A 24,514-nucleotide genomic window follows, 5' to 3' on the forward strand; every position below is an offset into this window, starting at 1 on the left:
CCGAGCTTCGTTGGCACAGATGTATTGGAATGGAGACGTGACTAGGAATATGTTCATAATGATGATGCACTATCCGAATTTCTTAAATACGTAGTTCCCTTTGATCTTCCGCCACAATCCGAACGCATCGGTTCTGGGAAAGATGGCGATGCGGCGGATCTGGTAGGGATCCTCATGCATGGCCAGGGGACCGCTGTTGGTGGCCACGGCGAAGGGGTAGCCCAGCTCCCTGGCCAGTTGTTTGCTGTCTTCGTTATGGCTGCCGAAGGGGTAGGCGAAGGAGGCAAGGGGAAGGCCCAGGAGCTGTTCCAGTTGCGCCTTGTTGTCGGCGATTTCCAGCCGCTGCTCTTCCCTGCTCAGGGTATCGAGATGCGGGTGGGTCAGGGTATGGCCACCAAATTCCACCAAGCCGGAGGCGGCCATTTCCTTGATCTGCTCCGGTGTCATCAGTTCGACCCGCTTTTCCGGGTTATCGGGCTGCTCCACGTCCCAGCGGTTGAAGCGCTCGCCGGTGACCAGGTAGATCACCGCCTTGAAACCGTACTTTTTCAATAACGGGAAGAGCAGTTCGTAGTTGTCCCGGTAACCGTCGTCCACCGTGATGATGATGTACTTCGTGCCCGGCTCCAGCCGGCTGGCCAGGCCCTTGTTGGCCAGATCGGCAAAGGTGAGGGTCTGGTAGCCCAGACGGCTGAGCATTTTGAAGTGCTTTTCCAGCATGTTAACGTGCAGATAGGTGCCGTGGACGCCCTTTTCGCCGTCGTCGCGGATAAAGCGGTGATACATGATGATGGGTACTTCCCGCCGCCGCCGGTGTACGTACACGCTCTGGTAGTGCTGCTCCAGCTCGTCGGCCACGGTGGCGAGCTCGTAGCTGCTCCGGACCCGGTTCATGACCTCGGGAGCCGTGCCCCTGCACGCCAGCGCCGTTGCTATCTGCTCGGGCAGGGCGGCAAAGTCGATATCCAGGTCCTTGGGCCCGATATCGCCGAAGTTGCTGGCCATGGCGGTATCGATATTGTCGGGCATCACCAGCCCCGGGGCGCTGGCTTCACCGATGGCGAAGGTGGGCCTGCCCATCAGGAGTGATTCCATGGCCACCCGGCCGGCACCGATCACCAGATCGGACCGGGCCATCAGTGCCGGCACGTCCTGCACATAGCCAAGGAAGTCGACCTTGCCCTTGAAGCGCAGGAAGCGTTCGGGAAGCGTTGAACCGGACGCCACCTGCACCCGATACCGGTCGGCATCCAGGCATTCCTCCAGCAGCCGGTAGCAGAGTTCCCCCTTGGGGCCGGTGAGCCGGCCGACGATGCTGATAACTGGCCGTTCATTCAGCGGTGCCGGCACGGGCTGGTAATGATGGATGTCGATGCCGTTGCGGCCGATGGCGATCAATCCGGGATCGACGCCAAGGGCGCTGATCAGATGGTCCCGTACCGCCTCGCACACCGCCAGGGCGCGGTCGCCCAGGGCGTGGAATTTCTTGCGGGAGGCGTGCACCGGCTGGCGACCGTGCACCGAGGTGATCATGGGCGTGCCGGTCAGCCTGCAGGCCACATGGCAGCTCCAGCTGGAGGCGCGGCTGTGGGCATGCACCAGCTGGATGCGGTGCTTTTTGATGAGATAAATCAGGTAGCCTACATGCCAGAAGCGGCGGGGGATGCTGCGCTTGTTGAAGCGCAGCCGGAAGTACTGGCCCTGGTGCGGCTTGGTGAGGGTGTCGGATACATAAAACATCCGGTGGCCGCGCCGGCTCAGTTCGTCGCCGAGGGTGGTGGCATAAACCTCGGCCCCGGTTACTTCCAGCTGGGACAACGCCATCAGTATATTCATGAGCGGCCCGGGCGTTATTTGTTCAGCCAGGCCATGTATTCCGCCACCCCTTCGGCCACGGTTTTGAACTCGTGGGGGTAACCGGCGGCGCGCAGCCGGGTGAGATCGGCCTGGGTAAAGCTCTGGTAACGGCCCTTCAGCTGATCGGGGAAGGGGATGTATTCCACCCGGCCCTTGCCGTGGTGCTTGATCACCGCCTCGGCCACGTTCCGGAAGGGCTCGGCACGGCCGGTACCGCAGTTGAAAATGCCGGAGACCTGCGGATTCTGCCAGAACCAGAGGTTGACCTTGCACACATCGTCCACGTAGATGAAGTCGCGCATCTGGCCGCCATCGGGGAAGCCGTCGCAGCCTTCGAACAGCTTGGGGTTCTCGCCTTTGTGCAACTGGGTGTTGAGGTGGAAGGCCACGCTCGACATACCGCCCTTGTGCTGCTCCCGCGGGCCGTACACGTTGAAATACTTGAGGCCGACGACCTGGGAGCCGATCTCCGGCATCAGCCGGCGCACGTACTGGTCGAACAACTGTTTGGAGTAGCCGTAGACGTTGAGCGGCTGTTCGTATTGCGGCTCTTCGATAAAGTTGTCGTTGCGCCCGCCGTAGGTGGCGGCGGAGGAGGCGTAGATAAAGGGAATGTCCCGCTCCAGGCAGTAGTGCAGCAGATCCTTGGAGTACTCGTAGTTGTTCTCCATCATGAACTTGCCGTCCCACTCGGTGGTGGCGGAGCAGGCGCCTTCGTGGAAGATGACCTCGATGCCGCCCCATTCCTCGAATTCGTCGCCGGACACGATGCGATGGAGGAACTCGTCCTTGTCCAGGTAGTCGGCAATGGTCAGGTCGACCAGGTTCACGAACTTGGTGCCGTCGGTCAGGTCATCGATCACCACCACGTCGGTGCGCCCCTGGCCATTCAGGGTTTTCACCAGATTACTGCCGATAAAGCCGGCGCCGCCAGTCACAATGATCATCGCTTGCTGCCTCTTGCTGGCCGGAACCTGTCCGGCAAAACGAAGTGAATTGGGCCGAAAGTTTACCATGGTTCGGCCGGGGAAAACTAACCCGCAGGGCTGTGTTACTATTCAGGTTATGTTCATCCCATGTGGTATCGTCGATGAAGACTAAGGATCGTATCGTCGCCGCCGCCTTGCAGCTGTTTAACGAGCAGGGCGAGGCGAACGTCACTACCAATCATATCGCCGCCCATCTGGGTATCAGCCCGGGCAATCTTTACTATCACTTTCGCAACAAGAACGACATTATTCACTGCATTTTTGTGCAATATGCCGAGCATCTGCATAAAAGCTTCACGCCGATCACCGGCCCGGCCAGTGCCAGCCCGGCGGTGTGGTTCCATTACCTGGATGCCATCTTCTACGTGATGTGGGAATTCCGTTTTTTCTACGCCAATCTCAACGACATCCTCCAGCGGGATCCGGAGCTGCACAAGAAGTACCTGGCGGTACAGCGCGAGCTGGCGACCAACCTTCAGGCCCTGTTGCGGGAGCTGAACGCGCAGCAGGTGCTGACCATTCCCGACCACGAAGTGGAACCCCTGGCACAGACCCTGAAGATGGTGGTGTCGTTCTGGGTCAGCTATCAGTCGGCGCAATCACTGAATCCCCGTATCGGGCAGGCGGTGCTCTACGAAGGGGTGGCCCGGGTGCTGCTGCTGCTCAAGCCCTATTTCCACCCGGAGAAGGGGGCCGAGCTGGCCACCTTGTCGGAGCATTATCAGGCTCTGGCCCGTGCACCCAGTGATCCCTTTCACAAATAGCCATATAGAGCAGAATATATTGTGTTAAATAAGATTAACGCTAGTAAAATGACCTGAAATAAACCCAGTCAGCCAGATGGATAACGGGAGTTCAGTATGTCGTCGGCATTTTATGCTCATCTAACCGAGCAGTTGGTTCAAACCAAAGCGGAAGGGCTCTACAAGCAGGAGCGGGTGATCACCTCGCCCCAGAGCGCGGCCATCGAGGTCGGTCATCGCGAGGTGATTAACTTCTGCGCCAACAACTACCTGGGGCTCGCCAATCATCCCGAGCTGATCAAGGCGGCCCAGCAGGGGCTGGACAGCCACGGCTTCGGCATGGCCTCGGTGCGCTTTATCTGCGGCACCCAGGATCTGCACAAGCGGCTGGAGGCGGAGCTGTCCGCCTTCCTCGGCATGGAGGACACCATCCTCTACACCTCTTGCTTCGATGCCAACGCCGGCCTGTTCGAAACCTTGCTGGGGCAGGAAGACGCCATCATTTCCGATGCCCTCAACCACGCCTCCATCATCGACGGGGTGCGGTTGTGCAAGGCCAGGCGCTACCGCTATGCCAACAACGATATGGCCGAGCTGGAAGCCTGTCTGCAGCAGGCCAGCGCCGACGGCGCCCGTTTCAAGCTGATCGCCACCGACGGCGTCTTTTCCATGGACGGCGTCATCGCCAACCTCAAGGCCATCTGCGACCTGGCGGACAAGTACGACGCCCTGGTGATGGTGGACGACTCCCACGCGGTGGGCTTTGTCGGTGAGCAGGGCCGGGGCACCCCCGAGTATTGCGAGGTGATGGGCCGGGTCGACATCGTCACCGGCACCCTGGGCAAGGCCCTGGGCGGCGCTTCCGGCGGTTATACCTCCGGCAAGAAGGAGATGATCGACTGGCTGCGCCAGCGCTCCCGTCCCTACCTGTTCTCCAACTCGGTGGCGCCGGCCATCGTCGCCGCCTCGATCAAGGTGCTGGAAATGCTGAAAAACGGCGATGATCTGCGGCGAAAAGTGCGGGAAAACAGCGATTATTTCCGGGAGCAGATGACCGCCGCCGGTTTTACCCTGGCAGGCAAGGATCACGCCATCATCCCGGTGATGCTGGGCGACGCCGCCCTGGCGGCCAACATGGCCGATCAGCTGCTGGAACGGGGCATCTACGTCATCGGCTTCTCCTTCCCGGTGGTGCCCAAGGGCCAGGCCCGCATCCGCACCCAGATGTCGGCGGCCCACAGCCGCGAGCAACTGGATAGGGCCATCGCCGCCTTTACCGAGGTCGGCCGCGAGCTGGGCGTGATCTGAGGGGAGTATGACGATGAAAGCACTGGCAAAACTGAAAGCGGAACCCGGCATCTGGATGACGGAGGTGGCCGAGCCCGAGCTGGGTCACAACGATCTGCTGATCAAGATCCGCAAGACCGCCATCTGCGGCACCGATATCCATATCTACAACTGGGACGACTGGGCCCGGAAGACCATCCCTGTGCCCATGGTGGTGGGTCACGAATACGTGGGCGAGGTGGTGGCCATCGGCCAGGAAGTGCGTGGTTTTGACGTCGGCGACCGGGTCTCCGGCGAGGGCCACATCACCTGCGGCCACTGCCGCAACTGCCGCGCCGGCCGTACCCACCTGTGCCGCAACACGGTCGGGGTGGGGGTGAACCGGGAGGGCGCCTTCGCCGAATACCTGGTGATCCCGGCCTTCAATGCCTTCAAGCTGCCGGACGAGATCTCCGACGATCTGGCGTCCATCTTCGATCCCTTCGGCAACGCGGTGCACACCGCCCTGTCCTTCGATCTGGTGGGCGAAGACGTGCTGATCACCGGCGCCGGCCCCATCGGCATCATGGCCGCCGCCGTGGCCCGCCACGTGGGGGCCCGCCATGTGGTGATTACCGACGTCAACGAGTACCGGCTCGCGCTGGCCCGCAAGATGGGGGTGACCCGGGCGGTCAACGTGGCCAAGGCGTCGCTGGACGACATCATGGCCGAGCTGGGCATGACCGAGGGCTTCGACGTGGGCCTGGAAATGTCCGGGGTGCCGGCGGCCTTCCGCGACATGCTGGCCAAGCTGAACCACGGCGGCAAGGTGGCCATGCTGGGCATCCCGCCCTCCGACATGGCCATCGACTGGAACCAGGTGATCTTCAAGGGCCTGGTGCTCAAGGGGATTTACGGCCGGGAGATGTTCGAAACCTGGTACAAGATGGCCAGCCTGATCCAGTCCGGCCTGGATCTGACGCCCATCATCACCCACCACTTCAAGGTGGACGACTTCCAGCAGGGCTTCGACGTGATGCGCTCGGGCCAGTCCGGCAAGGTGATACTGGACTGGCGGTAAGCCGCCCCGCAGTCGCCTGCTGGCACAACTATCAGACGGCATCGGGGCTTGAAAGGGCAACAGGGATCGCCTCCGCCGACCGTCACATGCCAGGGATGGCATGTGCGAGTGTACAGGGACGTATTTACAGCGTGTCGGCGGAGGTGGCTCTGTTGCCCCTTCTCTACATTAAATCAGGCAGCCGGACTTGTGACCAAGAGTCAGGCTTCCAGCCTCTCATCCCTGCTCCCGGGCGGGCAGACTGATTCCCGCACCACCAGCCGGGGCTGGAGCTCCAGCTGTTCGGGCTGGTGGTCCTTCTCCCTGATCCGCTTCAGCAGCAGCTCCAGGGCCCAGCGGCCCAGGGTGCGCTTGGGGTGGGAGATGGTGGTCAGCGGCGGGCTGGTAAAGCGCGCCATATTGACGTCATCGTAGCCGATCACCGAGATATCCTGCGGCACCCTGAGCCCGGCCTGGGTGATGGCGCAGATGGCGCCGAACGCCATGGTGTCGCAGAAGGCGAAAACGGCGGTGCAGCCGAACCCTTGCCGCAGCAGCTGCTGCATGGCTCTGTAACCGCTTTCGCTTTCAAAATCCCCTTCGACCACTTGGGCAGGTGGCAGGCTCAGGCCGGCTTCTTCCAGCGCCTTGACAAAGCCGCCGAGGCGCAGCTGGCTGGTGCCCTTGTGCAGATGGCCGGTGATACAGGCAACGTCTTTGTGTCCCTGCTCAACCAGGTATTTCCCCGCCAGATAGCCGCCAATTTGTGCGTTGTCATGGATGATGTCCGCGAAGGCATTATCCCGGCTCCAGTCCAGCATCACCAGGGGGATCTGGGCATGCTGCTGCAGCAGTTCGGTGAGCGACGGCGGGGTATCGGTACAGATCACCAGCAGGCCGTCGACCCGTTTCTCGAGCAGCATGCGCAGGTGCATCAACTGCCGTTCGGGCTTGTTCTCGGTATTGCATAACATCAGGCTGTAGCCCAGCTCGAAGCAGAGTTCTTCCACCGCCTGCACCACTTCGGCGAAAAAGGGGTGGGCGTTGGTGGTCACCAGCATGCCGATGGTCCGGGTATTGTTGACCTTGAGGCTGCGCGCCACCGAGTTGGGCGCATAATTGAGCTCGCGCACCGCCTGCTCCACCCGACTCCGGGCGGCCTCGCTGACCTTGCGGGTTCGATTGAGCACGTGTGATACGGTGGAGATGGAGACACCTGCCTGCGCCGCCACATCTTTGATTGTCGCCATGCTGAAACCTCGCGCTGGAAAAACCGCATATTAACAAAACTAATCTGCCGGGTGCTTACTTTGTGCGCATAAAATGTCATCGGCAGCGGCATGAACCGTGCGGTGCTGCCACGCCGTTGATGGCCGGTGGCGGAGATGGGATCCGGCTTCAGAATCTTTGTTTTTATCTTGTTACAAGCCCCATCTGGAGCATTTTTCTCTTGTGCAAATGCCGGACTAGGGTTAGAAAAAAGAGCAGACCGGATCATCTCCGGTGGGCTCTATAACTGGACAGAGGGAATTTACATGGGCACATGGAATAAAAAGGCGGTAGCGGTGGCGGTGTTCGCCGCCCTGGGTTACGGGGCGGCCTTTTCCGCCTCGGCGGAAACGGTGAAAGTGGCCATTGCCGGGCCGGTTACCGGCGCCGTGGCGCAATACGGTGACATGCAGTTTACCGGTGGCCGCATGGCGGTCGAGATGCTCAACCAGTCCGGCGCCCTGGGCGAATACAGCCTGGAGGCGGTGGAATACGACGATGCCTGCGATCCCAAGCAGGCGGTGGCGGTGGCCAACCGCATCGTCAACGACGGTATCCAGTTCGTGGTGGGCCACCTGTGTTCCGACAGTACCCTGCCGGCCTCCGACGTGTACGACGACGAAGGCATACTGATGGTGACCCCGGCGTCCACCAACCCCACCATCACCGAGCGCGATCTGGAGTTCGTGATGCGAACCATCGGTCTCGACAGCGACCAGGGACCCACTGCCGCCCGCTATATCATGGAACAGGTCAAGCCCGAGCGGATCGCGGTGATCCACGACAAGAAGCAATACGGCGAGGGCCTGGCCTCCAGCGTGCGCGATGCGCTGCAGCAGGCCGGCGTCGAGGTGGTGGCCTACGAAGGGGTGACCTCCGGCGACAAGGATTTCTCCGCGCTGATCGCCAAGCTGCAGCGGGAGCAGGTAGACTTCGTCTATTACGGCGGCTATCACCCGGAACTGGGGCTGATCCTGCGGCAATCCGCCGAGAAAGGCTTCACGGCCCGCTTCATGGGCCCGGAAGGCGTGGGCCACAAGGACATCACCTCCATCGCCGGTGAGGCCTCCGAGGGGCTGCTGGTGACCCTGCCCAAGAAGTACGACCTGGATCCGGCCAACGCCGCCGTGGTGGAAGCCATTCAGGCCAAGGGTGAGGATCCCTCCGGTCCCTTCGTGTGGACCACCTACGCGGCGGTGGAAGCCATTGCCGAGGGCATCAAGCGGGCCGGGACCGAGCCGGAAGCGGTGGCCGAGGCGCTGCGCGCCGAGCCGGTGAACACCGTGATGGGGCCGCTGTCCTGGGACGAGAAGGGCGACCTGGTCGGCTTCGAATTCGGGGTGTTCGAATGGCACAAGGACGGCTCCTCGAGCCAGTTGTAAGGGGAGGCTGCCCCTTCTGAAGCGAGCGGGGCCCGGCGGCCCCGCTTTGATATAAAGGCTATTTGTCCCGACCGCTCTTACGACAAGGAAAGGTTGTATGTCCGAGCCCGTGCTTTATTTTGTCCAGCAACTGCTCAATGGCCTGACCATCGGCAGTACCTACGCCCTGATCGCCATCGGCTACACCATGGTGTACGGCATCATCGGCATGATCAACTTCGCCCACGGCGAGGTGTACATGATCGGTGCCTACGCCGCCTTCATGGTGATGACCGGCCTGATGATGGCGGGCATCGACAGCAGCTTCCTGCTGCTGACCTCGGCCTTCCTGGTGAGCATCACCCTGACCAGCGTCTACGGCTATTCCATCGAACGGGTAGCCTACCGGCCGTTACGGGGCAGCAAGCGGCTGATTGCGCTGATCTCCGCCATCGGCATGTCCATCTTCCTGCAGAACATGATGCGCCTGTCCCAGGGCTCGCGCGATATCGCCATGCCCAGCCTGATCCCCGGCGGCTGGACTTTCGGCGAGGGCAGCTTCCAGGCGTCCCTGTCCTACATGCAGCTGATTATCTTCCTGGTGACCTTCGTCGCCATGACCCTGCTGTCGCTGTTCATCTCCCGTTCGCGCATGGGCCGCGCCTGTCGCGCCTGCGCCGAAGATCTGAAAATGGCCAACCTGCTCGGCATCAACAGCAACACCGTCATCGCCCTCACCTTCGTGATCGGTGCCGCCCTGGCGGCGGTAGCCGGGGTGCTGCTGGGCGCCTATTACGGCGTCATCAACCCCTACATCGGTTTCATCGCCGGGCTCAAGGCCTTTACCGCCGCGGTGCTCGGCGGCATCGGCAGCATCCCCGGCGCTGTGCTCGGCGGCCTGCTGCTGGGTGTGACCGAAGCCATGACCGGCGCCTACTTCAGCACCGAGTACAAGGATGTGGTGTCCTTCGGGCTGCTGATCGCGGTGCTGTTGTTCATGCCCACCGGTATCCTGGGCAAACCGGAGGTGGAAAAGGTATGAACAAGCTCAAACCTGCCCTCATCGCCGCCGCCCTGTTCCTGCTGCTGGCCGGCTGGCTGCTCGGCTTTAGGCTGGAAACCGCCGGTACCCGGCTGGTGGTCAGCAACCGCCTGGACGCCACCTGGGAATGGCTGGTCCTGGGCGCCGCCCTGGTGTTTCTGGCCCAGCTGTTCCAGACCCAGTTGCGCAAGCCCTTTCGCTACCTGTCCGACCGCAAGGGCAGCTTCGCCCTGCCGGCGCCGGAAGAGCGGCCCGGGTTGTACCGTATCGTCACCGTGCTGGTGCTGGGCGCGCTTATCATCTGGCCCTTCGTCGGCTCCCGCGGGGCGGTCGACCTGGCCACCCTGACCCTGATCTACGTGATGCTGGGGCTGGGGCTGAACGTGGTGGTGGGCCTGGCCGGCCTGCTCGATCTCGGCTATGTCGCCTTCTATGCGGTGGGTGCCTATTCCTACGCCCTGCTCAACGCCTACCTGGGGCTGGACTTCTGGGCCTGCCTGCCGATCGCCGGCGGCATGGCGGCGCTGTTCGGCTTCCTGCTCGGCTTTCCGGTGCTGCGCCTGCGCGGCGACTACCTGGCCATCGTCACCCTGGGCTTCGGCGAGATCATCCGCATCCTGCTCAATAACATGACGGAAGTGACCGGTGGCCCCAACGGCATCGCCGGCATTCCCAAGCCGACCCTGTTCGGGCTGGAATTCGAGCGGCGGGGGGATAATACCTTCCACCAGTTCTTCGATATCGCCTACCACTCCGGGTACAAGGTGATCTTCCTCTACCTGCTGGCGCTGGTGCTGGTGGTGTTCACCATCTTCATCATCAACCGGCTGTTGCGCATGCCCCTGGGCCGGGCCTGGGAAGCGCTGCGCGAGGACGAGATCGCCTGCCGCTCCCTCGGCCTCAATCCGACCCTGATCAAGCTGAGTGCCTTCACCATCGGCGCCGCCTTCGCCGGTTTCGCCGGCAGCTTCTTCGCCGCGCGCCAAGGCTTCATCAGTCCCGAGTCTTTCGTGTTCATCGAGTCGGCCATCATCCTCGCCATCGTGGTGCTGGGCGGCATGGGTTCGCAGATCGGGGTGGTGCTGGCGGCCATCGTCATGACCATACTGCCGGAACTGACCCGGGAGTTTAACGAATACCGCATGCTGCTGTTCGGCCTGCTGATGGTGTTGATGATGATCTGGCGGCCCCAGGGGCTGCTGCCGATGCACCGACCGCACATGGAGCTGAAATCATGAGTGCCTTGTTGAGCGTATCCGGCCTGACCATGCGTTTCGGCGGCCTGGTGGCCGTGGACCAGGTGGCGCTGAGCATGCAGGAGCGGCAGATAGTCTCGGTGATCGGCCCCAACGGCGCCGGCAAGACCACGGTGTTCAACTGCCTGTCCGGTTTCTACCGGCCGAGCGGCGGCAGCGTCAAGTTCGGCGGCCAGGAGATTCAGGGCATGCCCGGCCACAAAATCGCCCGCCTCGGCATGGTGCGCACCTTCCAGCATGTGCGCCTGTTCAAGGAAATGACGGTGCTGGAAAACCTGCTGGTGGCCCAGCACTTCCACCTGAACACCGGCTTCCTGGCCGGCCTGCTCAAGACCCCGGCCTTTCGCCGCTCGGAGCGGGAAGGGCTGGAGCGGGCCCACTACTGGCTGGAGAAGGTGCGGCTGACCGAGTTCGCCAACCGCACCGCCGGCAACCTGGCCTACGGCCAGCAGCGCCGGCTGGAGATCGCCCGCTGCATGGCGGCCCGGCCCCGGCTGCTGATGCTGGACGAGCCGGCGGCGGGGCTCAATCCCTTTGAGACCCATGAGCTGGATCGGCTGATCTGCGATCTGCGCGACAATGAGGGGATCAGCATCCTGCTGATCGAGCACGACATGAAGCTGGTGATGGGTATCTCCGATCATATCTACGTGGTCAACCAGGGGCGGCCCCTGGCCGAGGGCACCCCGGAGCAGGTGCGCCACCACCCCGACGTGATCAAAGCCTACCTGGGAGAAGCCTGAGCATGCTGCAAGTTGAGAATGTGAGCGCCAGCTACGGCAAGATCCAGGCGCTGGAAAACGTGACCGTCGAGATCAAGCGGGGCGAGATAGTGACCCTGATCGGCGCCAACGGCGCCGGCAAGACCACCCTGATGATGACCATCTGCGGCGACCCCAAGCCGACCCGGGGCCGGGTGCTGTACGAGGGCCGGGAGCTGAGCGACCTCGATACCGCCGCCATTATGCGGCAGGACATTGCCATCGTGCCCGAGGGACGGCGCATCTTCTCCCGGCTGACGGTGGAGGAAAACCTGCACATGGGCGCCTTCTTCGTGGACAAGGCCGAGCACCAGGGCCTGCTGGACGAGGTGTACCAGATGTTCCCCCGCCTCAAGGAGCGCATACACCAGCGGGCCGGCACCATGTCCGGCGGCGAGCAGCAGATGCTGGCCATCGGCCGGGCGCTGATGAGCAAGCCCCGGCTGCTGCTGCTCGACGAGCCCTCGCTCGGGCTGGCGCCGATCATCATCGCCCAGATCTTCGAGACCATCGCCCGGCTGCGGGATGAAAAGGGCATGACCATCTTCCTGGTGGAGCAAAACGCCAACCAGGCGCTGAAGCTGGCGGACCGGGGCTATGTGCTGGAAAACGGCCGGGTGGTGCTGGCCGACAGCGGCGCCGCCCTGCTGAGCAACGAGCAGGTTCGCCACGCCTATCTGGGCGGATGATGCCAAGGCCGCCCGGATTGGGTAAACTGCCCTAAATTCATGCGAGGAGTGAGTGATGGAGCAGTTTGCCCATATTTCGGTGGCCGAGGCCGACACCATGCTGGCCGAAGGCCGCGCCTGGCTGGTGGATATCCGCGATCCCCAGTCCTTTGCCCTGGCTCATGCCGAGGGCGCCTTTCATCTCACCGGCGACAGCCTGGTACGGTTCACCAACGAGGTCGACTTCGACACCCCGGTGATCGTGATGTGCTACCACGGCATCAGCAGCCAGGGCGCCGCCCAGTATCTGATCCACCAGGGCTTCGAGGAGGTCTACAGCCTGGACGGCGGCTTCGAGGCCTGGCGCCGTACCCAGGCCGTGGTCGAAGGGTAATGAAGCTGTTGCTGGTGCTCAAGGATCCGCGCCGGGCCCAGGCTTTCGTGGATTACCTGGCGGATATCGGGCTCAAGTGCGAACTGACCCTGGATGACGACAACAATGTCAGCATCTGGCTGGTCAACGAATCCCGCTACCAGGAAGCACAGCAGGAGGTGAAACGCTTCCTGGCCGAGCCGCTGCATCCCCGCTACCAGGACGCCTCCTGGCGCCAGGGCGACACCCATGTGCGCTTCGCCCACGGTCGCCAGGAGCCGGGCTGGCTGAGCGATCTGCTGCGCCAGACCGGACCGGTGAACATGGCGGTGCTGGTGGCCTGCCTGGCGGTGTACGGCCTGAGCTGGCTGGGGCTGCCGATGTTCGGGCTGCTGTCCTTTCCGCCCCGCTGGGAACAGCTGGCGGGCGCGGAATTCTGGCGCGCCTTTACCCCGGCGCTGCTGCATTTCTCCCTGATGCACCTGGTGTTCAACCTGTTCTGGTGGTGGTATCTGGGCGGCATGGTGGAACGGCGGCTGGGCCACGGCAAGCTGTTGACCCTGTTGCTGGTGGCGGCGGTGCTGCCCAACCTGATGCAGTTCTGGGCCAGCGGCCCCCGTTTCGGCGGCCTCTCCGGGGTGGTTTACGCGCTACTGGCCTACGTCTGGCTCAGCGGCCGGCTCAACCCGCTCCGGGGCATCGGCCTGCCGGACGGCATGGCGGTGGTCATGGTGGTGTGGCTGGTGCTGGGCTTTGCCGGGGTGCTGGGGCCGGTGGCCAACCTGGCCCACCTCGGCGGGCTCTTGATCGGCCTGCTGCAGGCTCTGCTCGATAACGGGCGGCGGCGTTACTGATAGAGGAAGTTGGTGAACAGCAGCCGGCGGATCGGCGCCTGGCCGGTTTCCTGCAGCAGCAGGTCGTTGAGCCGCCGCTGTCCTTCCGCCGCCAATTCGCTGCGTACCGGCAAGGAGCGGATTTCCTGCTGGTTTTTTTCCGCCAGCAGGCCGTTCAGGGCATCGCGCAGCAGCGGCATGTGCTGCTCCACCAGCGGCATCTGGTCGGTGCGTTCCAGCATCAGATCGACGGACACCCGGATATAGCCAAGGGTCTGGCCGGAATTCTGGTAGTTGGTAATAATGTCCGGCGTCATGGTGTAGTATAAGGGCCCTTCGGGCGCCGGCGGTGCTTGCTGGGCGCTGAGCTGGCCCGCCGTGGCCAGGCAGATGCACAGCGCAACAAACCGTAACATGAATAGTGTCTCCAGCCTTTGTGATCGAGGGCGCATTGTTTAAACAAATACCGGCCCGGTCAAGTGAATAAGTGTGTTTTAAAGTAACAGTACCGCCTGTGTTATGGGTGTTTGCCATTTTAGGAATAAATCGTGATTCAATCCGCCGATCATGACTGGGGCTGGGGAGCCGCCTTGCCGGCCCGGCCCCCGCTGTTGTGTGACTGGCTGCAGGATCCCGGCTCGCTGACCGAGCGGCTGCGCCGCCATTGTCGGCATTTTCGGGTGGCCTTGCTGTCCGAGGTGTCGCTGTGTGCGCTGGGCCCCTCCCAGGCCGCGTTGCTGGACTGCGACCGGGCCTTTTGCCGGGAAGTGCTGCTCTACTGCGACGAGCGACCCTGGGTCTACGCCAGCTCGCTGTATTCTCCCGCCACCCGCGCCGCCCTGCCCGCCCTGACCGGGCTGGGGCAGCGTGCGCTAGGGGAGCTGATGTTCGATGCGCCGGATCTGGTGCGCAGCTCCTTCGAATTTGCCGTGCTCGACTCGGCCCAGGGGGAGGCCGTCGCCGGACTCTCCGGTACGGCGACGGGCGGACGCTCCCTTTGGGGCCGGCGTTCCATGCTGGCCACCGGCCGGGCCCGGGTGCTGGTGACCGAGTTGTATCTGCCGGCGGCACAGGCCTATCAGGAGCAATCAGGATGATGACCATGACTTCTCCCGCCCGCCCGCGCTGGCGCGCCTATATGGCGCTGGCGCGGCTCGACAAGCCCATCGGCAGCCTGCTGCTGCTGTGGCCCACCCTGTGGGCCCTGTGGATCGCCGCCGACGGGGTGCCCTCACCCTGGCTGCTGCTGGTCTTCACCGCCGGGGTGTTTTCCATGCGCTCCGCCGGCTGCGTGATCAACGACTATGCGGACCGCCACATCGACGGCCACGTCAAGCGCACCCGGGCCCGGCCGCTGCCCGCCGGCGAGCTGACCGAACGCCAGGCGCTGGGTTTTTTCGCCCTGCTGGTGGGCATTTCCTTCCTGCTGGTGCTGACCACCAACGCCCTCACCATCCAGCTGGCCTTCGCCGGCCTGGGCTGGGCGGCGCTCTATCCCTTCATGAAGCGCTACACCCATCTGCCTCAGCTGTTCCTGGGCATCGCCTTTTCCTGGGCCATTCCCATGGCCTTCGCCGCCCAGGGCAACAGTCTGCCGGCCGGGCTCTGGCTGCTGTTCGCCGCCAAACTGACCTGGACCGTGGCCTACGACACCATGTATGCCATGGTCGACCGGGACGACGATCTGAAGATCGGGGTCAAGTCCACCGCCATCCTGTTCGGGCGCCACGACAAGCTGATCATCGGCCTGCTGCAACTGCTGACCCTGTTGCTGCTGGTATGGGCCGGCCAGGTGTTCGCCCTGGGCGCGGCCTTTTACTGGGGTGTGCTGGCCGCCGCCGCGCTGTTTGTGTATCAGCAGCGGCTGATCCGGGATCGGGAGCGGACGGCCTGTTTCCAGGCCTTTTTAAACAACAACTACGCGGGCATGGTGGTTTTTGCCGGCCTGGTGCTCGCCCTGTGGGGATGATGGCGGACGGCACCGGATCGCGCTCATGACGGCGGGGTTTTCATGAGTGCGAGCCTGTGCGGTATCAGGACGCAGGGCCTCCGTGTCTTCGCTGCTGCCGGCGGGATTTAGTCCTTGCTCCGCCGGATTTACTGGATATACTGACAGTTAGCTGTATAAAAAAACAGGTCAGACTATGAAACTCCTTACTCCCCGCCAGTCCCAGGTGCTGGATATCATCAAAGAGCATATCCAGCAGACGGGGATGCCACCCACGCGCGCCGAAATTGCCCAGTCCTTGGGGTTCAAGTCCGCCAACGCCGCCGAGGAGCACCTGAAGGCGCTGGCTAAGAAAGGGGTCATTACCATGATGCCCGGTACCTCCCGCGGCATTCGACTGACCCAGGAAGAGGAGCCGGAAGAGCAGGACGGCTTGCCGCTGATCGGCCGGGTGGCCGCTGGCGAACCGATCCTGGCCCAGCAGCACATCGAAAGCCATTACCGGCTCGACCCGGCCCTGTTTCATCCGCCGGCGGATTTCCTGCTGCGGGTCAAGGGGATGAGCATGAAGAATATCGGCATTATGGACGGCGACCTGCTGGCGGTGCACAAGACCCAGGAGGCCCGCAACGGCCAGGTGGTGGTGGCCCGGCTCGACGACGAAGTCACGGTCAAGCGCTTCCAGCGCCAGGGCAGCCGGGTCAGCCTGTTGCCCGAAAACGAGGAGCTGTCGCCCATCGAGGTCGATCTGCGCCAGCAGGAGTTGATTATCGAAGGCCTGGCGGTGGGCGTGATCCGCAATACCGACTTTTAAGCTACTTGCTTTCCGGGGAGTGGGGACCTAGCGTACGCTTCCCGCTTCCCGCTTCCCGCTTCCCGCTTCCCGCTTCCCGCTTCCCGCTTCCCGCTTCCCGCTTCCCGCTTCCTTTTTTCATTTTTTTACTTTTTCATAATCAATGCTTTACTTAGTGTGTACTGGGCCGATGGATGCAGTAGCCCAGTAAGCACTGACTCTCTTGCGAGTGCGCCAAAATAAAGGATCAAAATTTTTGGGGGTGCGTGTGAAGCCGATTGTTCTGCTGCTGTCGCTAGTGGCATCGCTGCCCGTGTGGGCGCAAAGCCGTCTCAATATGACCCAGGGGGTCACCGATATCAGCCAGAAGGTGTATGGCCTGCACATGACCATACTCATCATCTGCGCGATCATCGGTCTGGTGGTGTTCGGGGCCATGTTCTGGGCCCTGCTTCATCACCGCAAGTCCAAGGGGGCCAAGGCCGCCCAGTTCCACGAAAGCACCAAGGTGGAGATCCTCTGGACCATCATTCCCTTCCTGATCCTGGTGGCCATGGCTATTCCCGCCACCCGCACCCTGATCGCCATGGAGGACGCCAGCCAGTCGGAACTGACCATCCAGGTTACCGGCTCCCAGTGGAAATGGCATTACCGTTATTTCGATGAAGGCGTCGAGTTCTTCAGCCTGCTCGCCACCCTGCCCCAGGAAATCGACGGCAGCCTGGGCAAGCGCGACAACTACCTGCTGGAGGTCGACAATCCGCTGGTGTTGCCCACCGATCGCAAGATCCGCTTCCTGATCACCTCCGATGACGTCATCCACTCCTGGTGGGTGCCTGCCTTCGCGGTCAAAAAGGACGCCATTCCCGGTTTTATCAACGAAGCCTGGACCCGCATCAACCAGCCCGGGATGTACCGGGGCCAGTGCGCCGAATTGTGCGGCAAGGACCATGGCTTTATGCCGATAGTGGTGGACGCCCGCTCCCCCGAGGAATTCGACGGCTGGCTGAGCCGGGTCAAGGTGGAGCAGGCCGAGGCCAGGGCCGCCGAGCAGGAATTGCTGGCGATGGAAATGACCATGGAAGAGATGATGACGCTGGGCGAGCAGGTGTATCAGCGCAGTTGCGCCGCCTGCCACCAGGCCAATGGCGAGGGGATACCCGGCGCCTTCCCCGCACTCAGGGGCAGCGCCATGGTGCTGAACGACAGGGCGGCCCATATCGACATCGTGCTCTACGGCAAGGCGGGCACCGCCATGCAGAGCTTCGACCGGCAGCTGGCGCTGAAGGAGCTGGCCGCCGTGATCACCTACGAGCGCAACGCCTGGGGCAACGACACCGGTGATCTGGTGCAGCCCAGGGACATCCATCAAGCCAGGCAGGGACAACAATAGGGGGCAGGGATGACGCAGTTAGACCGTACTCAGACCGTGGACGACCAGTTGGGCGTGGCGGACGACCATCACCACCACGGCCCGGCCAGGGGCATCATGCGGTGGCTGTTGACTACCAACCACAAGGACATCGGCAGCCTCTACCTGCTGTTCAGTCTGGCCATGTTCCTGCTGGGTGGCAGCATGGCCATGGTGATCCGCGCCGAGCTGTTCCAGCCTGGGTTGCAGTTGGTGGATCCCAACTTCTTCAACCAGATGACCACCATGCACGGCCTCATCATGGTGTTCGGTGCTGTCATGCCCGCCTTCGTCGGCCTGGCCAACTGGATGATCCCGATGATGATCGGCGCTCCCGACATGGCGCTGCCGCGGATGAACAACTGGAGCTTCTGGATCCTGCCCTTCGCCTTCCTGCTGATGCTGAGTTCGTTGTTCATGCCCGGCGGCGGCCCCAACTTCGGCTGGACCTTCTACGCCCCCCTGTCCACCACCTATGCCCCGGACAGCACCGCCCTGTTCGTGTTCGCCATCCATATCATGGGCATCAGCTCGATCATGGGGGCCATCAACGTCATCGTTACCATCTGGAACCTGCGGGCGCCGGGCATGACCTGGATGAAACTGCCCCTGTTCTGCTGGACCTGGCTGATCACCGCTTTCCTGCTGATCGCGGTGATGCCGGTGCTGGCGGGGGCGGTGACCATGGTGCTCACCGACAAGTATTTCGGCACTAGCTTCTTCGAGGCGGCCGGCGGCGGCGACCCGGTGCTGTTCCAGCACATCTTCTGGTTCTTCGGTCACCCCGAGGTGTACATCATGATCTTGCCGAGCTTCGGCATCATCTCGGCCATCGTGCCCACCTTCAGCCGCAAGCAGCTGTTCGGCTACGCCTCCATGGTGTACGCCACCGCTTCCATCGCCGGCCTGAGCTTCCTGGTGTGGGCGCACCACATGTTTACCGTGGGCATGCCGGTGGCCGCGGAGCTGTTCTTCATGTACTGCACCATGCTGATCTCGGTGCCTACCGGGGTCAAGGTATTCAACTGGGTGGCCACCATGTGGCGTGGCTCCATCAGTTTCGAGGTGCCCATGCTGTTTGCCCTGGCCTTTATCGTGCTGTTCACCATCGGCGGCTTCAGCGGCCTGATGCTGGCCATCACTCCGGCCGACTTCCAGTATCACGACACCTATTTCGTGGTGGCCCATTTCCATTATGTGCTGGTGTCCGGCGCCATCTTCTCGATCATGGCGGCGGCCTACTACTGGATGCCGAAATGGACCGGCCACATGTTTGACGAACGGCTGGCCAAATGGCACTTCTGGTGCTCTGTGGTCTCGGTCAACATCCTGTTCTTTCCCATGCACTTCCTCGGCCTGGGCGGCATGCCCCGGCGCATTCCCGACTACTCGCTGCAGTTTGCCGACATCAACGCCCTGGTCAGCATCGGTGGTTTCGCCTTCGGCCTGTCCCAGCTGATCTTCGTGGCGGTACTGGTGAAGTGCATCCGCGGCGGCGAACAGGCGGCGGCCTGTCCCTGGGAAGGAGCGCACGGCCTGGAGTGGACGGTGCCGTCGCCGGCGCCCTACCACACCTTCAGCACCCCTCCGGAGATCGAAGGCAATGGATCACGGTAAAAAAGCACTCAGGCTTGCCCTGATGGCGGTCGCCATGTTCGGCTTCGGCTTCGCCCTGGTGCCGCTGTATGACGTGTTCTGCGACCTCACCGGCCTCAACGGCAAGACCGAAAACAGCGCGGCGGCGGCCTCGCAGAGCCTGGACGAAAACCGGCTGGTCACCGTGGAGTTCGTCACCTACAAGGCCAAGGGTCTCAACGGCGACTTCGAATCCTCGGTGCGGCGGCTGCAGGTGCATCCGGGCGAAATGCATCAGGTGGACTTCGTGGTCACCAGCCACGACGCCGAGGAACGGGTATGGCGGGCCATTCCCTCGGTGTCCCCCGGGGTGGCGGCGGGCTACCTGCGCAAGACCGAATGTTTCTGCTTCCGGGAGCAGCCCATGGCGGCCCGGGCCGAGGCGGTGATGCCGATGCGCTTCTACGTGGATCAGGGCCTGCCGGCGGACATCGAGGTGTTCACCCTGTCCTACACCCTTTACGACATCAGCGAGCAGGTTGCCAAACGCAGCTAGCAAGGAGGCAGTCATGGCGGTCAAGACCCAACAGTATTATGTGCCGGCCCAGAGTCCCTGGCCGATAGTCGGTGCCATCGGTTTGTTTCTGCTGGCCTCGGGGGCCGGCATGTGGGCGGCGGGCATCGCCGGCATCACCGGTCCTCTGGTGTTTACCGCCGGCACCCTGGTGATGACCTTCATGCTGTTCGGCTGGTTCGGCAACGTGATCGACGAGTCCCATTCCGGGCTGTACAGCGAACAGATGGACCGCTCCTTCCGCCAGGGCATGAGCTGGTTCATCTTCTCGGAGGTGATGTTCTTCGGCGCCTTTTTCGGCGCCCTGTTCTATGCCCGGGTGCTGTCCGTGCCCTGGCTGGGCGGGGCCGGCAACAACGCCATGACCAATGAGGTGCTGTGGCCCGACTTCAACGCCAGCTGGCCCCTGCTGCTGACCCCGGGCGGGATGGAAACCACCGCCATGGGCTGGTTCGGCCTGCCGCTGATCAACACCGTCATCCTGCTGACCTCTTCCGTGACCGCCCATCTCGCCCATCTGGCGTTGCTGCAGGAGCAGCGGGCCCGGCTGAAGCAGTGGCTGGGTGGCACCGTGCTGCTGGGGGTGCTGTTCCTGGCGCTGCAGGCCTGGGAATACGTGCACGCCTACCAGGACCTGGGCCTGCGGCTGGACTCCGGCATCTACGGCAACACCTTCTTCCTGCTCACCGGTTTTCACGGGGCCCACGTCACCCTGGGCACCCTGATGCTGCTGATCATGTGGCTGCGGGTCAATAAGGGGCATTTCACCCCGGCCCAGCATTTCGGCTTTCAGGCCAGCAGCTGGTACTGGCATTTCGTGGACGTGGTCTGGCTCTGCCTGTTCGTGTTTGTCTATATTTTGTAGTGAGTTCGTATGAGTCTGTCATGGGGTGGGGTTGGGCACCAGCAGGCCGGTGGCCATCGCCAGGATCAGAATCAGCAGGATAATGGCGGCAAACAGCAGCCGGCGGCCGATGTAACGGCTCATCAGCAGCGGATCCCGGTTGGAGAGCATGGCTTTCAGGCCCAGCAGCAGGTTGCCGATCATCATCAGCAACAACAACACAATCAACAGTTTGAGCAGCATTACTCGTTTCCTGGAGAGACTGGCTCTTGAGTATAGGAAAAAGTTGGGGGCTGCTGGCACTGACGGCGCTGATGACCCTCCTGATGATCTTCATGGGGGTGTGGCAGTTGTCCCGGGCCGACGAAAAACGTCAGCTGCAGCAGGAATGGCGGCAACGCAGTGGGATCAGCCTGGCGCTGGAGGAAGCCCTGTCCATCAGCGCGCCCTTCGGCTACCGGCTGGAGGTGAGCGGGGTCTACCTGGCCGGGGGCGATCTCTTCCTCGACAACCAGATTGAAGGGGGCAGGGCGGGCTATCGCCTTATCCGCCCGCTGCAGACCCCTTACGGCCTGCTGGCGGTGGATACCGGCTGGTGGCCGGCCGACGCGGATCGGCGCCGGCTGCCGGAGGTAGCGTTGCCGGACGGGCTGGTCCGGCTGAGCGGCAATCTGGTCCGGCCTTACCTGCCGCCCCTGTCTTTCGGGGGGGCGGGGGAGGATCCGCAGCGCCGGCGCATTGCCGCTCTGGATCCGGAACGGCTGGCCAGCGCCTGGGGGCAAGGGGTGTTGCCGTTCGTGCTCAAGGCCGGCGGCGGGGGCACCGACGAGGTGCCGGTGGTGATGGGACCGGAGCGCCATATTGGTTATGCGGTGCAATGGTTTGCCATGGCACTGGCGGTGTGGCTGGCGGCATTGGTGTTTTATCGGAGGCGGCATGAAGCATAAACCGGTATTGGCGTTGTTGGGGGTGTTTCTGTTGCCGGTGGCTCTGGCCTGGCTCACCCTGCAGCAGGGCTGGTTTACCCCCGGGGTCAAGGCCCGGGGAGAGTGGGTCGAAGGGCATATCGCCGGAGACGAGCAGTGGCGGCTGGTGCTGCCGGTCGTCCCGGAGTGCGCCTCCTGCGCCGTGGCCGGGCAACTGCTGGAGAATATCGACACCGCCCTGGGGCGGGATTCGGAACGGGTTACGGTGGTGCGGCTGCCGGCCAGCGCCGAGCTCGAGGCCGGGTTCGTCTATATCGCGGATCCACCGGGCCTGCTGATCATGCGCTATCCGCTGAGCGGCGACGAGCAGCGGGATCGGCTGACCGGCAAGGCGCTGCTCGGCGACCTGCGCCGCCTGCTCAAGTTTTCCCGGGCCGGGTAGGAGGCGCCATGCATCGACTCGGTCTCTTTGCCTTTGCCCTGACCCTGGTGGTGGTGGTGCTGGGCGCCTATACCCGGCTGACCGATGCCGGGCTGGGCTGCCCCGACTGGCCCGGCTGCTACGGCTTTCACGGCATTCCCAACTCGGAACAGGCCCAGCGGCTGGCGGCGGAGCGCTTTCCCGACAACCCGCTGGAGCCGGTGAAGGCGCGCAATGAAATGGTGCATCGCTACGCGGCGGGCACCCTGGGCGTCACCATACTGCTGATGGCGCTGTGGTCGCTGAAGGCGGCGCACCGGGCCTACCGTTTTCCCGCCTGGCTGCTGCTGGCACTGGTGGCCGGCCAGGCCACCCTGGGCATGCTGACGGTCACCCTCAACCTGCTGCCCTTGGTGGTGATGGGGCACCTGCTGGGCGGTTTTACCATACTGGCGCTGCTCTTTTTACTGCTCTGCAGGGGGCGTCCTCCCTTGCTCGAATCGCCCCGGATTAGCGGCCTGGGCCGCTGTTACCGGGTGGCCCTGGGTGCCCTGGTGCTGCAGATCGCCCTGGGCGGCTGGACCGCGGCCAACTACGCGGCCATGGCCTGTCTCGAACTGCCGGTGTGCCAGGGCGACTGGCCGGCCCAGTGGCAGTGGAGCGCCTTTCATCCCCATGGGGTATCGGCCGAGACTTACCAGTACGGGGTGCTGAGCCAGGAGGAGCGGGTGACCATTCACGCCGCCCACCGGTTGTGGGCCGTGGTGACCGTCCTGCTGCTGTTGTGGCTGGCCGGGCGCCTGTGGCGCCATCCGCCGATGCGGGGCTGGGGTCTGGCGCTGGCGCTGGGGGTGATGGTGCAGTTGGCGCTGGGCATGGCCAACGTGGTGCTGCACCTGCCGCTGGCGGTGGCGGTGGCCCACAACGCCGGAGCGGCGGTGCTGTTGTTGATGTTGACTGGAACGGGTGAACGCCTGTGGCGTTACAGGGAGGAAAGATGGCAAGAAGCGCGTTATTGCCCAGAACCTGGGAACTGAGCTGGCGGGACTATTTTGCGCTCACCAAGCCCAAGGTGGTGTTGCTGATCCTGCTGACTGCCGTGGTCGGCATGTTGCTCACCGGCAGCCTGCCCGCGCCGCAGGTGGCGGTGGCGGCCACCGCCGGCATCGGGCTGATGGCCGGTGGCGCGGCCGCCATCAACCATGTGCTGGATCGGCGTATCGACATCAAGATGGCGCGCACCTACCACCGGCCGGTGGCACAGGGGCGGGTGCACACCGGGGCGGCGCTGGCCTTCGCCTTTCTGCTGTCGGCGACGGGGCTGGCGATACTGCTGTTGTGGGTCAATGCGCTGACCGCCTGGCTGACCCTGGCGTCCCTGCTGGGCTATGCGGTGGTGTACACGGTCTGGCTGAAACGGGCCACGCCGCAGAACATCGTGATCGGCGGCCTGGCCGGCGCCATGCCGCCGCTGCTGGGCTGGACCGCCATCACCGGGGAGTTCCACGGCCATGCGCTGCTGCTGGTGATGATCATCTTCGCCTGGACGCCACCCCATTTCTGGGCGCTGGCCATCCACCGGCGCGACGACTACGCCAAGGCGGATATTCCCATGCTGCCGGTGACCCACGGCATCGAGTTCACCAAGACCTGCGTGCTGCTCTATACTCTGCTGCTGACCCTGGTATGCCTGCTGCCCTGGGTGGTGGGCATGTCGGGTCCGCTCTACCTGCTGGGGGCGATGGCGCTCAACCTGCGCTTCATCCAGTGGGCCTGGCGGCTGAAGTTTAGACCTGGGCCGCAAACCGCACTACAATGTTTCCGCTTTTCAATCAGCCACCTGATGTGGCTGTTCGTGCTGATACTGGCGGATCACTGGATAGACTATGGCTAATACGAACAAGCTGATATGGGTGTTTGCGGCAATGTTGCTGGTGGCGGGAACCCTGAGCGGGATCGCCTGGTATAACGACAGGGAAAACAGCCTGACCGAAGCGGTGGTGGTCTATCCCGAGCCCCGGCCGCTGCGGGACATCGTGCTGCGCGATGCCGATGACGAGGCCTTTACCGAACGGCGCTTTGCCGGCAGCTGGAGCCTGGTGTTCGTCGGCTACACCTTCTGCCCGGATATCTGTCCCACCACCCTGGCGGATCTGGCGCGTATCTATCCCGAGCTCAAGCAACTGAGCGACAGGGTACAGGTGGTGTTCGTCTCGGTGGATCCGGGGCGGGACACCCCCGAGCGGCTCAAGGCCTATACCGCCTACTTCCATCCCGAGTTCGTGGCGGTGACCGCCGGGCACGAGGCATTGATGCCGGCGGTACAGCAGTTGGGGCTGATTTACGGCATCCACGAGCGGGAAACCAGCGACTATCTGGTGGACCACTCCGCCTCCATCGCCCTGGTCAATCCCGAGGGCCGGCTGCACGCCTCCTTCCGCCCCGGCTTCGATGAACAGAGCCAGGTGCCCATGGTCAACGGCGACGAGCTGGTCCGGGATTTCGCCCGCATCCTCAAACACTGGGAAAGATAACCCCCATCTT

Annotated in this window: 27 protein-coding genes; 22 read left to right on the plus strand and 5 right to left on the minus strand. The window is 63.2% G+C overall.

Annotated elements, in window-relative coordinates; genetic code table 11:
- Positions 1 to 69: 69 nt before the first annotated feature.
- Complete coding sequence (locus C7H85_RS11685) at positions 70 to 1,836, minus strand: bifunctional glycosyltransferase family 4 protein/polysaccharide deacetylase (RefSeq protein WP_106729877.1); 1,767 nt, start codon at positions 1,834 to 1,836, stop codon at positions 70 to 72.
- Between the two features lie 14 nt (positions 1,837 to 1,850).
- Entirely contained in the window at positions 1,851 to 2,804 is a 954-nt protein-coding gene (rfaD, locus tag C7H85_RS11690; RefSeq protein ID WP_106729878.1) for an ADP-glyceromanno-heptose 6-epimerase, read from the minus strand.
- A gap of 143 nt (positions 2,805 to 2,947) precedes the next feature.
- Here rfaD and C7H85_RS11695 point away from each other — a divergent pair, with 143 nt between their 5' ends.
- The 3 genes from C7H85_RS11695 to tdh all read left to right on the plus strand — a co-directional run bounded on the left by C7H85_RS11695 (position 2,948) and on the right by tdh (position 5,936).
- Positions 2,948 to 3,610 carry a TetR/AcrR family transcriptional regulator gene (locus C7H85_RS11695; protein WP_106729879.1) on the plus strand — a complete coding sequence of 221 codons (663 nt, stop codon included), beginning with the start codon at positions 2,948 to 2,950 and terminating at the stop codon, positions 3,608 to 3,610.
- Between the two features lie 96 nt (positions 3,611 to 3,706).
- Complete coding sequence (locus C7H85_RS11700) at positions 3,707 to 4,897, plus strand: glycine C-acetyltransferase (protein WP_106729880.1); 1,191 nt, start codon at positions 3,707 to 3,709, stop codon at positions 4,895 to 4,897.
- A 13-nt stretch (positions 4,898 to 4,910) separates the two neighbouring features.
- Complete coding sequence (gene tdh, locus C7H85_RS11705) at positions 4,911 to 5,936, plus strand: L-threonine 3-dehydrogenase (protein ID WP_210433636.1); 1,026 nt, start codon at positions 4,911 to 4,913, stop codon at positions 5,934 to 5,936.
- Between the two features lie 200 nt (positions 5,937 to 6,136).
- Here the strand turns inward: tdh and C7H85_RS11710 are convergent, their stop codons facing one another.
- Positions 6,137 to 7,165, minus strand: a complete 1,029-nt coding sequence (locus C7H85_RS11710) for a substrate-binding domain-containing protein (protein ID WP_106729882.1) — start codon at positions 7,163 to 7,165, stop codon at positions 6,137 to 6,139.
- Between the two features lie 285 nt (positions 7,166 to 7,450).
- On the opposite strand from C7H85_RS11710, the gene C7H85_RS11715 reads away from it, so the two are divergent.
- The 7 genes from C7H85_RS11715 (at position 7,451) to glpG (ending at position 13,499) form a co-directional block, all read left to right on the plus strand.
- Positions 7,451 to 8,566, plus strand: a complete 1,116-nt coding sequence (locus C7H85_RS11715) for a branched-chain amino acid ABC transporter substrate-binding protein (protein WP_106729883.1) — start codon at positions 7,451 to 7,453, stop codon at positions 8,564 to 8,566.
- Positions 8,567 to 8,663: 97 nt separating this feature from the next.
- Positions 8,664 to 9,587 carry a high-affinity branched-chain amino acid ABC transporter permease LivH gene (livH, locus tag C7H85_RS11720; RefSeq protein WP_106729884.1) on the plus strand — a complete coding sequence of 308 codons (924 nt, stop codon included), beginning with the start codon at positions 8,664 to 8,666 and terminating at the stop codon, positions 9,585 to 9,587.
- On the plus strand, positions 9,584 to 10,825 hold the full coding sequence (locus C7H85_RS11725) for a high-affinity branched-chain amino acid ABC transporter permease LivM (RefSeq protein WP_106729885.1): 1,242 nt from the start codon (positions 9,584 to 9,586) through the stop codon (positions 10,823 to 10,825). Before livH ends, C7H85_RS11725 begins: the two co-directional genes overlap by 4 nt.
- Positions 10,822 to 11,586, plus strand: a complete 765-nt coding sequence (gene livG, locus C7H85_RS11730; protein WP_106729886.1) for a high-affinity branched-chain amino acid ABC transporter ATP-binding protein LivG — start codon at positions 10,822 to 10,824, stop codon at positions 11,584 to 11,586. The genes C7H85_RS11725 and livG overlap by 4 nt, the downstream gene beginning before the upstream one ends.
- Positions 11,587 to 11,588: 2 nt before the next feature.
- On the plus strand, positions 11,589 to 12,293 hold the full coding sequence (locus tag C7H85_RS11735; RefSeq protein ID WP_106729887.1) for an ABC transporter ATP-binding protein: 705 nt from the start codon (positions 11,589 to 11,591) through the stop codon (positions 12,291 to 12,293).
- Positions 12,294 to 12,348: 55 nt separating this feature from the next.
- Complete coding sequence (gene glpE / locus C7H85_RS11740; protein WP_106729888.1) at positions 12,349 to 12,666, plus strand: thiosulfate sulfurtransferase GlpE; 318 nt, start codon at positions 12,349 to 12,351, stop codon at positions 12,664 to 12,666.
- A complete protein-coding gene (gene glpG / locus C7H85_RS11745) occupies positions 12,666 to 13,499 on the plus strand; it encodes a rhomboid family intramembrane serine protease GlpG (RefSeq protein WP_106729889.1) in 834 nt (277 codons plus the stop codon). Before glpE ends, glpG begins: the two co-directional genes overlap by 1 nt.
- Here glpG and C7H85_RS11750 read toward each other — a convergent pair.
- Complete coding sequence (locus tag C7H85_RS11750; RefSeq protein WP_106729890.1) at positions 13,493 to 13,894, minus strand: flagellar basal body-associated FliL family protein; 402 nt, start codon at positions 13,892 to 13,894, stop codon at positions 13,493 to 13,495. The genes glpG and C7H85_RS11750 overlap by 7 nt on opposite strands.
- A gap of 132 nt (positions 13,895 to 14,026) precedes the next feature.
- Here C7H85_RS11750 and C7H85_RS11755 point away from each other — a divergent pair, with 132 nt between their 5' ends.
- From C7H85_RS11755 to C7H85_RS11785, 7 genes are all read left to right on the plus strand, one after another.
- Positions 14,027 to 14,575 carry a chorismate--pyruvate lyase family protein gene (locus C7H85_RS11755; RefSeq protein ID WP_245879655.1) on the plus strand — a complete coding sequence of 183 codons (549 nt, stop codon included), beginning with the start codon at positions 14,027 to 14,029 and terminating at the stop codon, positions 14,573 to 14,575.
- A gap of 5 nt (positions 14,576 to 14,580) precedes the next feature.
- Positions 14,581 to 15,447 carry a 4-hydroxybenzoate octaprenyltransferase gene (gene ubiA, locus C7H85_RS11760; RefSeq protein ID WP_425445068.1) on the plus strand — a complete coding sequence of 289 codons (867 nt, stop codon included), beginning with the start codon at positions 14,581 to 14,583 and terminating at the stop codon, positions 15,445 to 15,447.
- 175 nt (positions 15,448 to 15,622) lie between these two features.
- Positions 15,623 to 16,240, plus strand: a complete 618-nt coding sequence (gene lexA / locus C7H85_RS11765) for a transcriptional repressor LexA (protein ID WP_106729892.1) — start codon at positions 15,623 to 15,625, stop codon at positions 16,238 to 16,240.
- A gap of 247 nt (positions 16,241 to 16,487) precedes the next feature.
- On the plus strand, positions 16,488 to 17,612 hold the full coding sequence (gene coxB, locus C7H85_RS11770) for a cytochrome c oxidase subunit II (RefSeq protein ID WP_342749338.1): 1,125 nt from the start codon (positions 16,488 to 16,490) through the stop codon (positions 17,610 to 17,612).
- A 9-nt stretch (positions 17,613 to 17,621) separates the two neighbouring features.
- Positions 17,622 to 19,247 carry a cytochrome c oxidase subunit I gene (gene ctaD / locus C7H85_RS11775; RefSeq protein WP_106729893.1) on the plus strand — a complete coding sequence of 542 codons (1,626 nt, stop codon included), beginning with the start codon at positions 17,622 to 17,624 and terminating at the stop codon, positions 19,245 to 19,247.
- Complete coding sequence (locus C7H85_RS11780) at positions 19,234 to 19,761, plus strand: cytochrome c oxidase assembly protein (protein WP_106729894.1); 528 nt, start codon at positions 19,234 to 19,236, stop codon at positions 19,759 to 19,761. The genes ctaD and C7H85_RS11780 overlap by 14 nt, the downstream gene beginning before the upstream one ends.
- A 13-nt stretch (positions 19,762 to 19,774) precedes the next feature.
- Positions 19,775 to 20,644, plus strand: coding sequence for a cytochrome c oxidase subunit 3 (locus C7H85_RS11785; protein ID WP_106729895.1), 870 nt, complete (start codon positions 19,775 to 19,777; stop codon positions 20,642 to 20,644).
- A gap of 18 nt (positions 20,645 to 20,662) precedes the next feature.
- Here the strand turns inward: C7H85_RS11785 and C7H85_RS11790 are convergent, their stop codons facing one another.
- Positions 20,663 to 20,866, minus strand: coding sequence for a DUF2909 family protein (locus C7H85_RS11790; protein ID WP_106729896.1), 204 nt, complete (start codon positions 20,864 to 20,866; stop codon positions 20,663 to 20,665).
- Positions 20,867 to 20,892: 26 nt separating this feature from the next.
- On the opposite strand from C7H85_RS11790, the gene C7H85_RS11795 reads away from it, so the two are divergent.
- The 5 genes from C7H85_RS11795 to C7H85_RS11815 are packed head-to-tail and all read left to right on the plus strand — an operon-like array spanning position 20,893 to position 24,504.
- Positions 20,893 to 21,570, plus strand: coding sequence for an SURF1 family protein (locus C7H85_RS11795; RefSeq protein ID WP_106729897.1), 678 nt, complete (start codon positions 20,893 to 20,895; stop codon positions 21,568 to 21,570).
- The gene (locus tag C7H85_RS11800; RefSeq protein WP_106729898.1) at positions 21,560 to 21,991 is read left to right on the plus strand and encodes a hypothetical protein; all 432 of its coding nucleotides are present in this window, start codon (positions 21,560 to 21,562) and stop codon (positions 21,989 to 21,991) included. The genes C7H85_RS11795 and C7H85_RS11800 overlap by 11 nt, the downstream gene beginning before the upstream one ends.
- Before the next feature lie 8 nt (positions 21,992 to 21,999).
- Positions 22,000 to 23,007 (plus strand): COX15/CtaA family protein, encoded by a 1,008-nt coding sequence (locus C7H85_RS11805; protein WP_106729899.1) that lies wholly within the window; start codon positions 22,000 to 22,002, stop codon positions 23,005 to 23,007.
- Positions 22,968 to 23,864 carry a heme o synthase gene (cyoE, locus tag C7H85_RS11810; RefSeq protein WP_106729900.1) on the plus strand — a complete coding sequence of 299 codons (897 nt, stop codon included), beginning with the start codon at positions 22,968 to 22,970 and terminating at the stop codon, positions 23,862 to 23,864. The genes C7H85_RS11805 and cyoE overlap by 40 nt, the downstream gene beginning before the upstream one ends.
- On the plus strand, positions 23,857 to 24,504 hold the full coding sequence (locus tag C7H85_RS11815; RefSeq protein ID WP_106729901.1) for an SCO family protein: 648 nt from the start codon (positions 23,857 to 23,859) through the stop codon (positions 24,502 to 24,504). Before cyoE ends, C7H85_RS11815 begins: the two co-directional genes overlap by 8 nt.
- Positions 24,505 to 24,514 lie beyond the last annotated feature (10 nt).

Source organism: Zobellella endophytica, from assembly GCF_003012775.1.
GTDB classification, from domain to species: domain Bacteria; phylum Pseudomonadota; class Gammaproteobacteria; order Enterobacterales; family Aeromonadaceae; genus Oceanimonas; species Oceanimonas endophytica.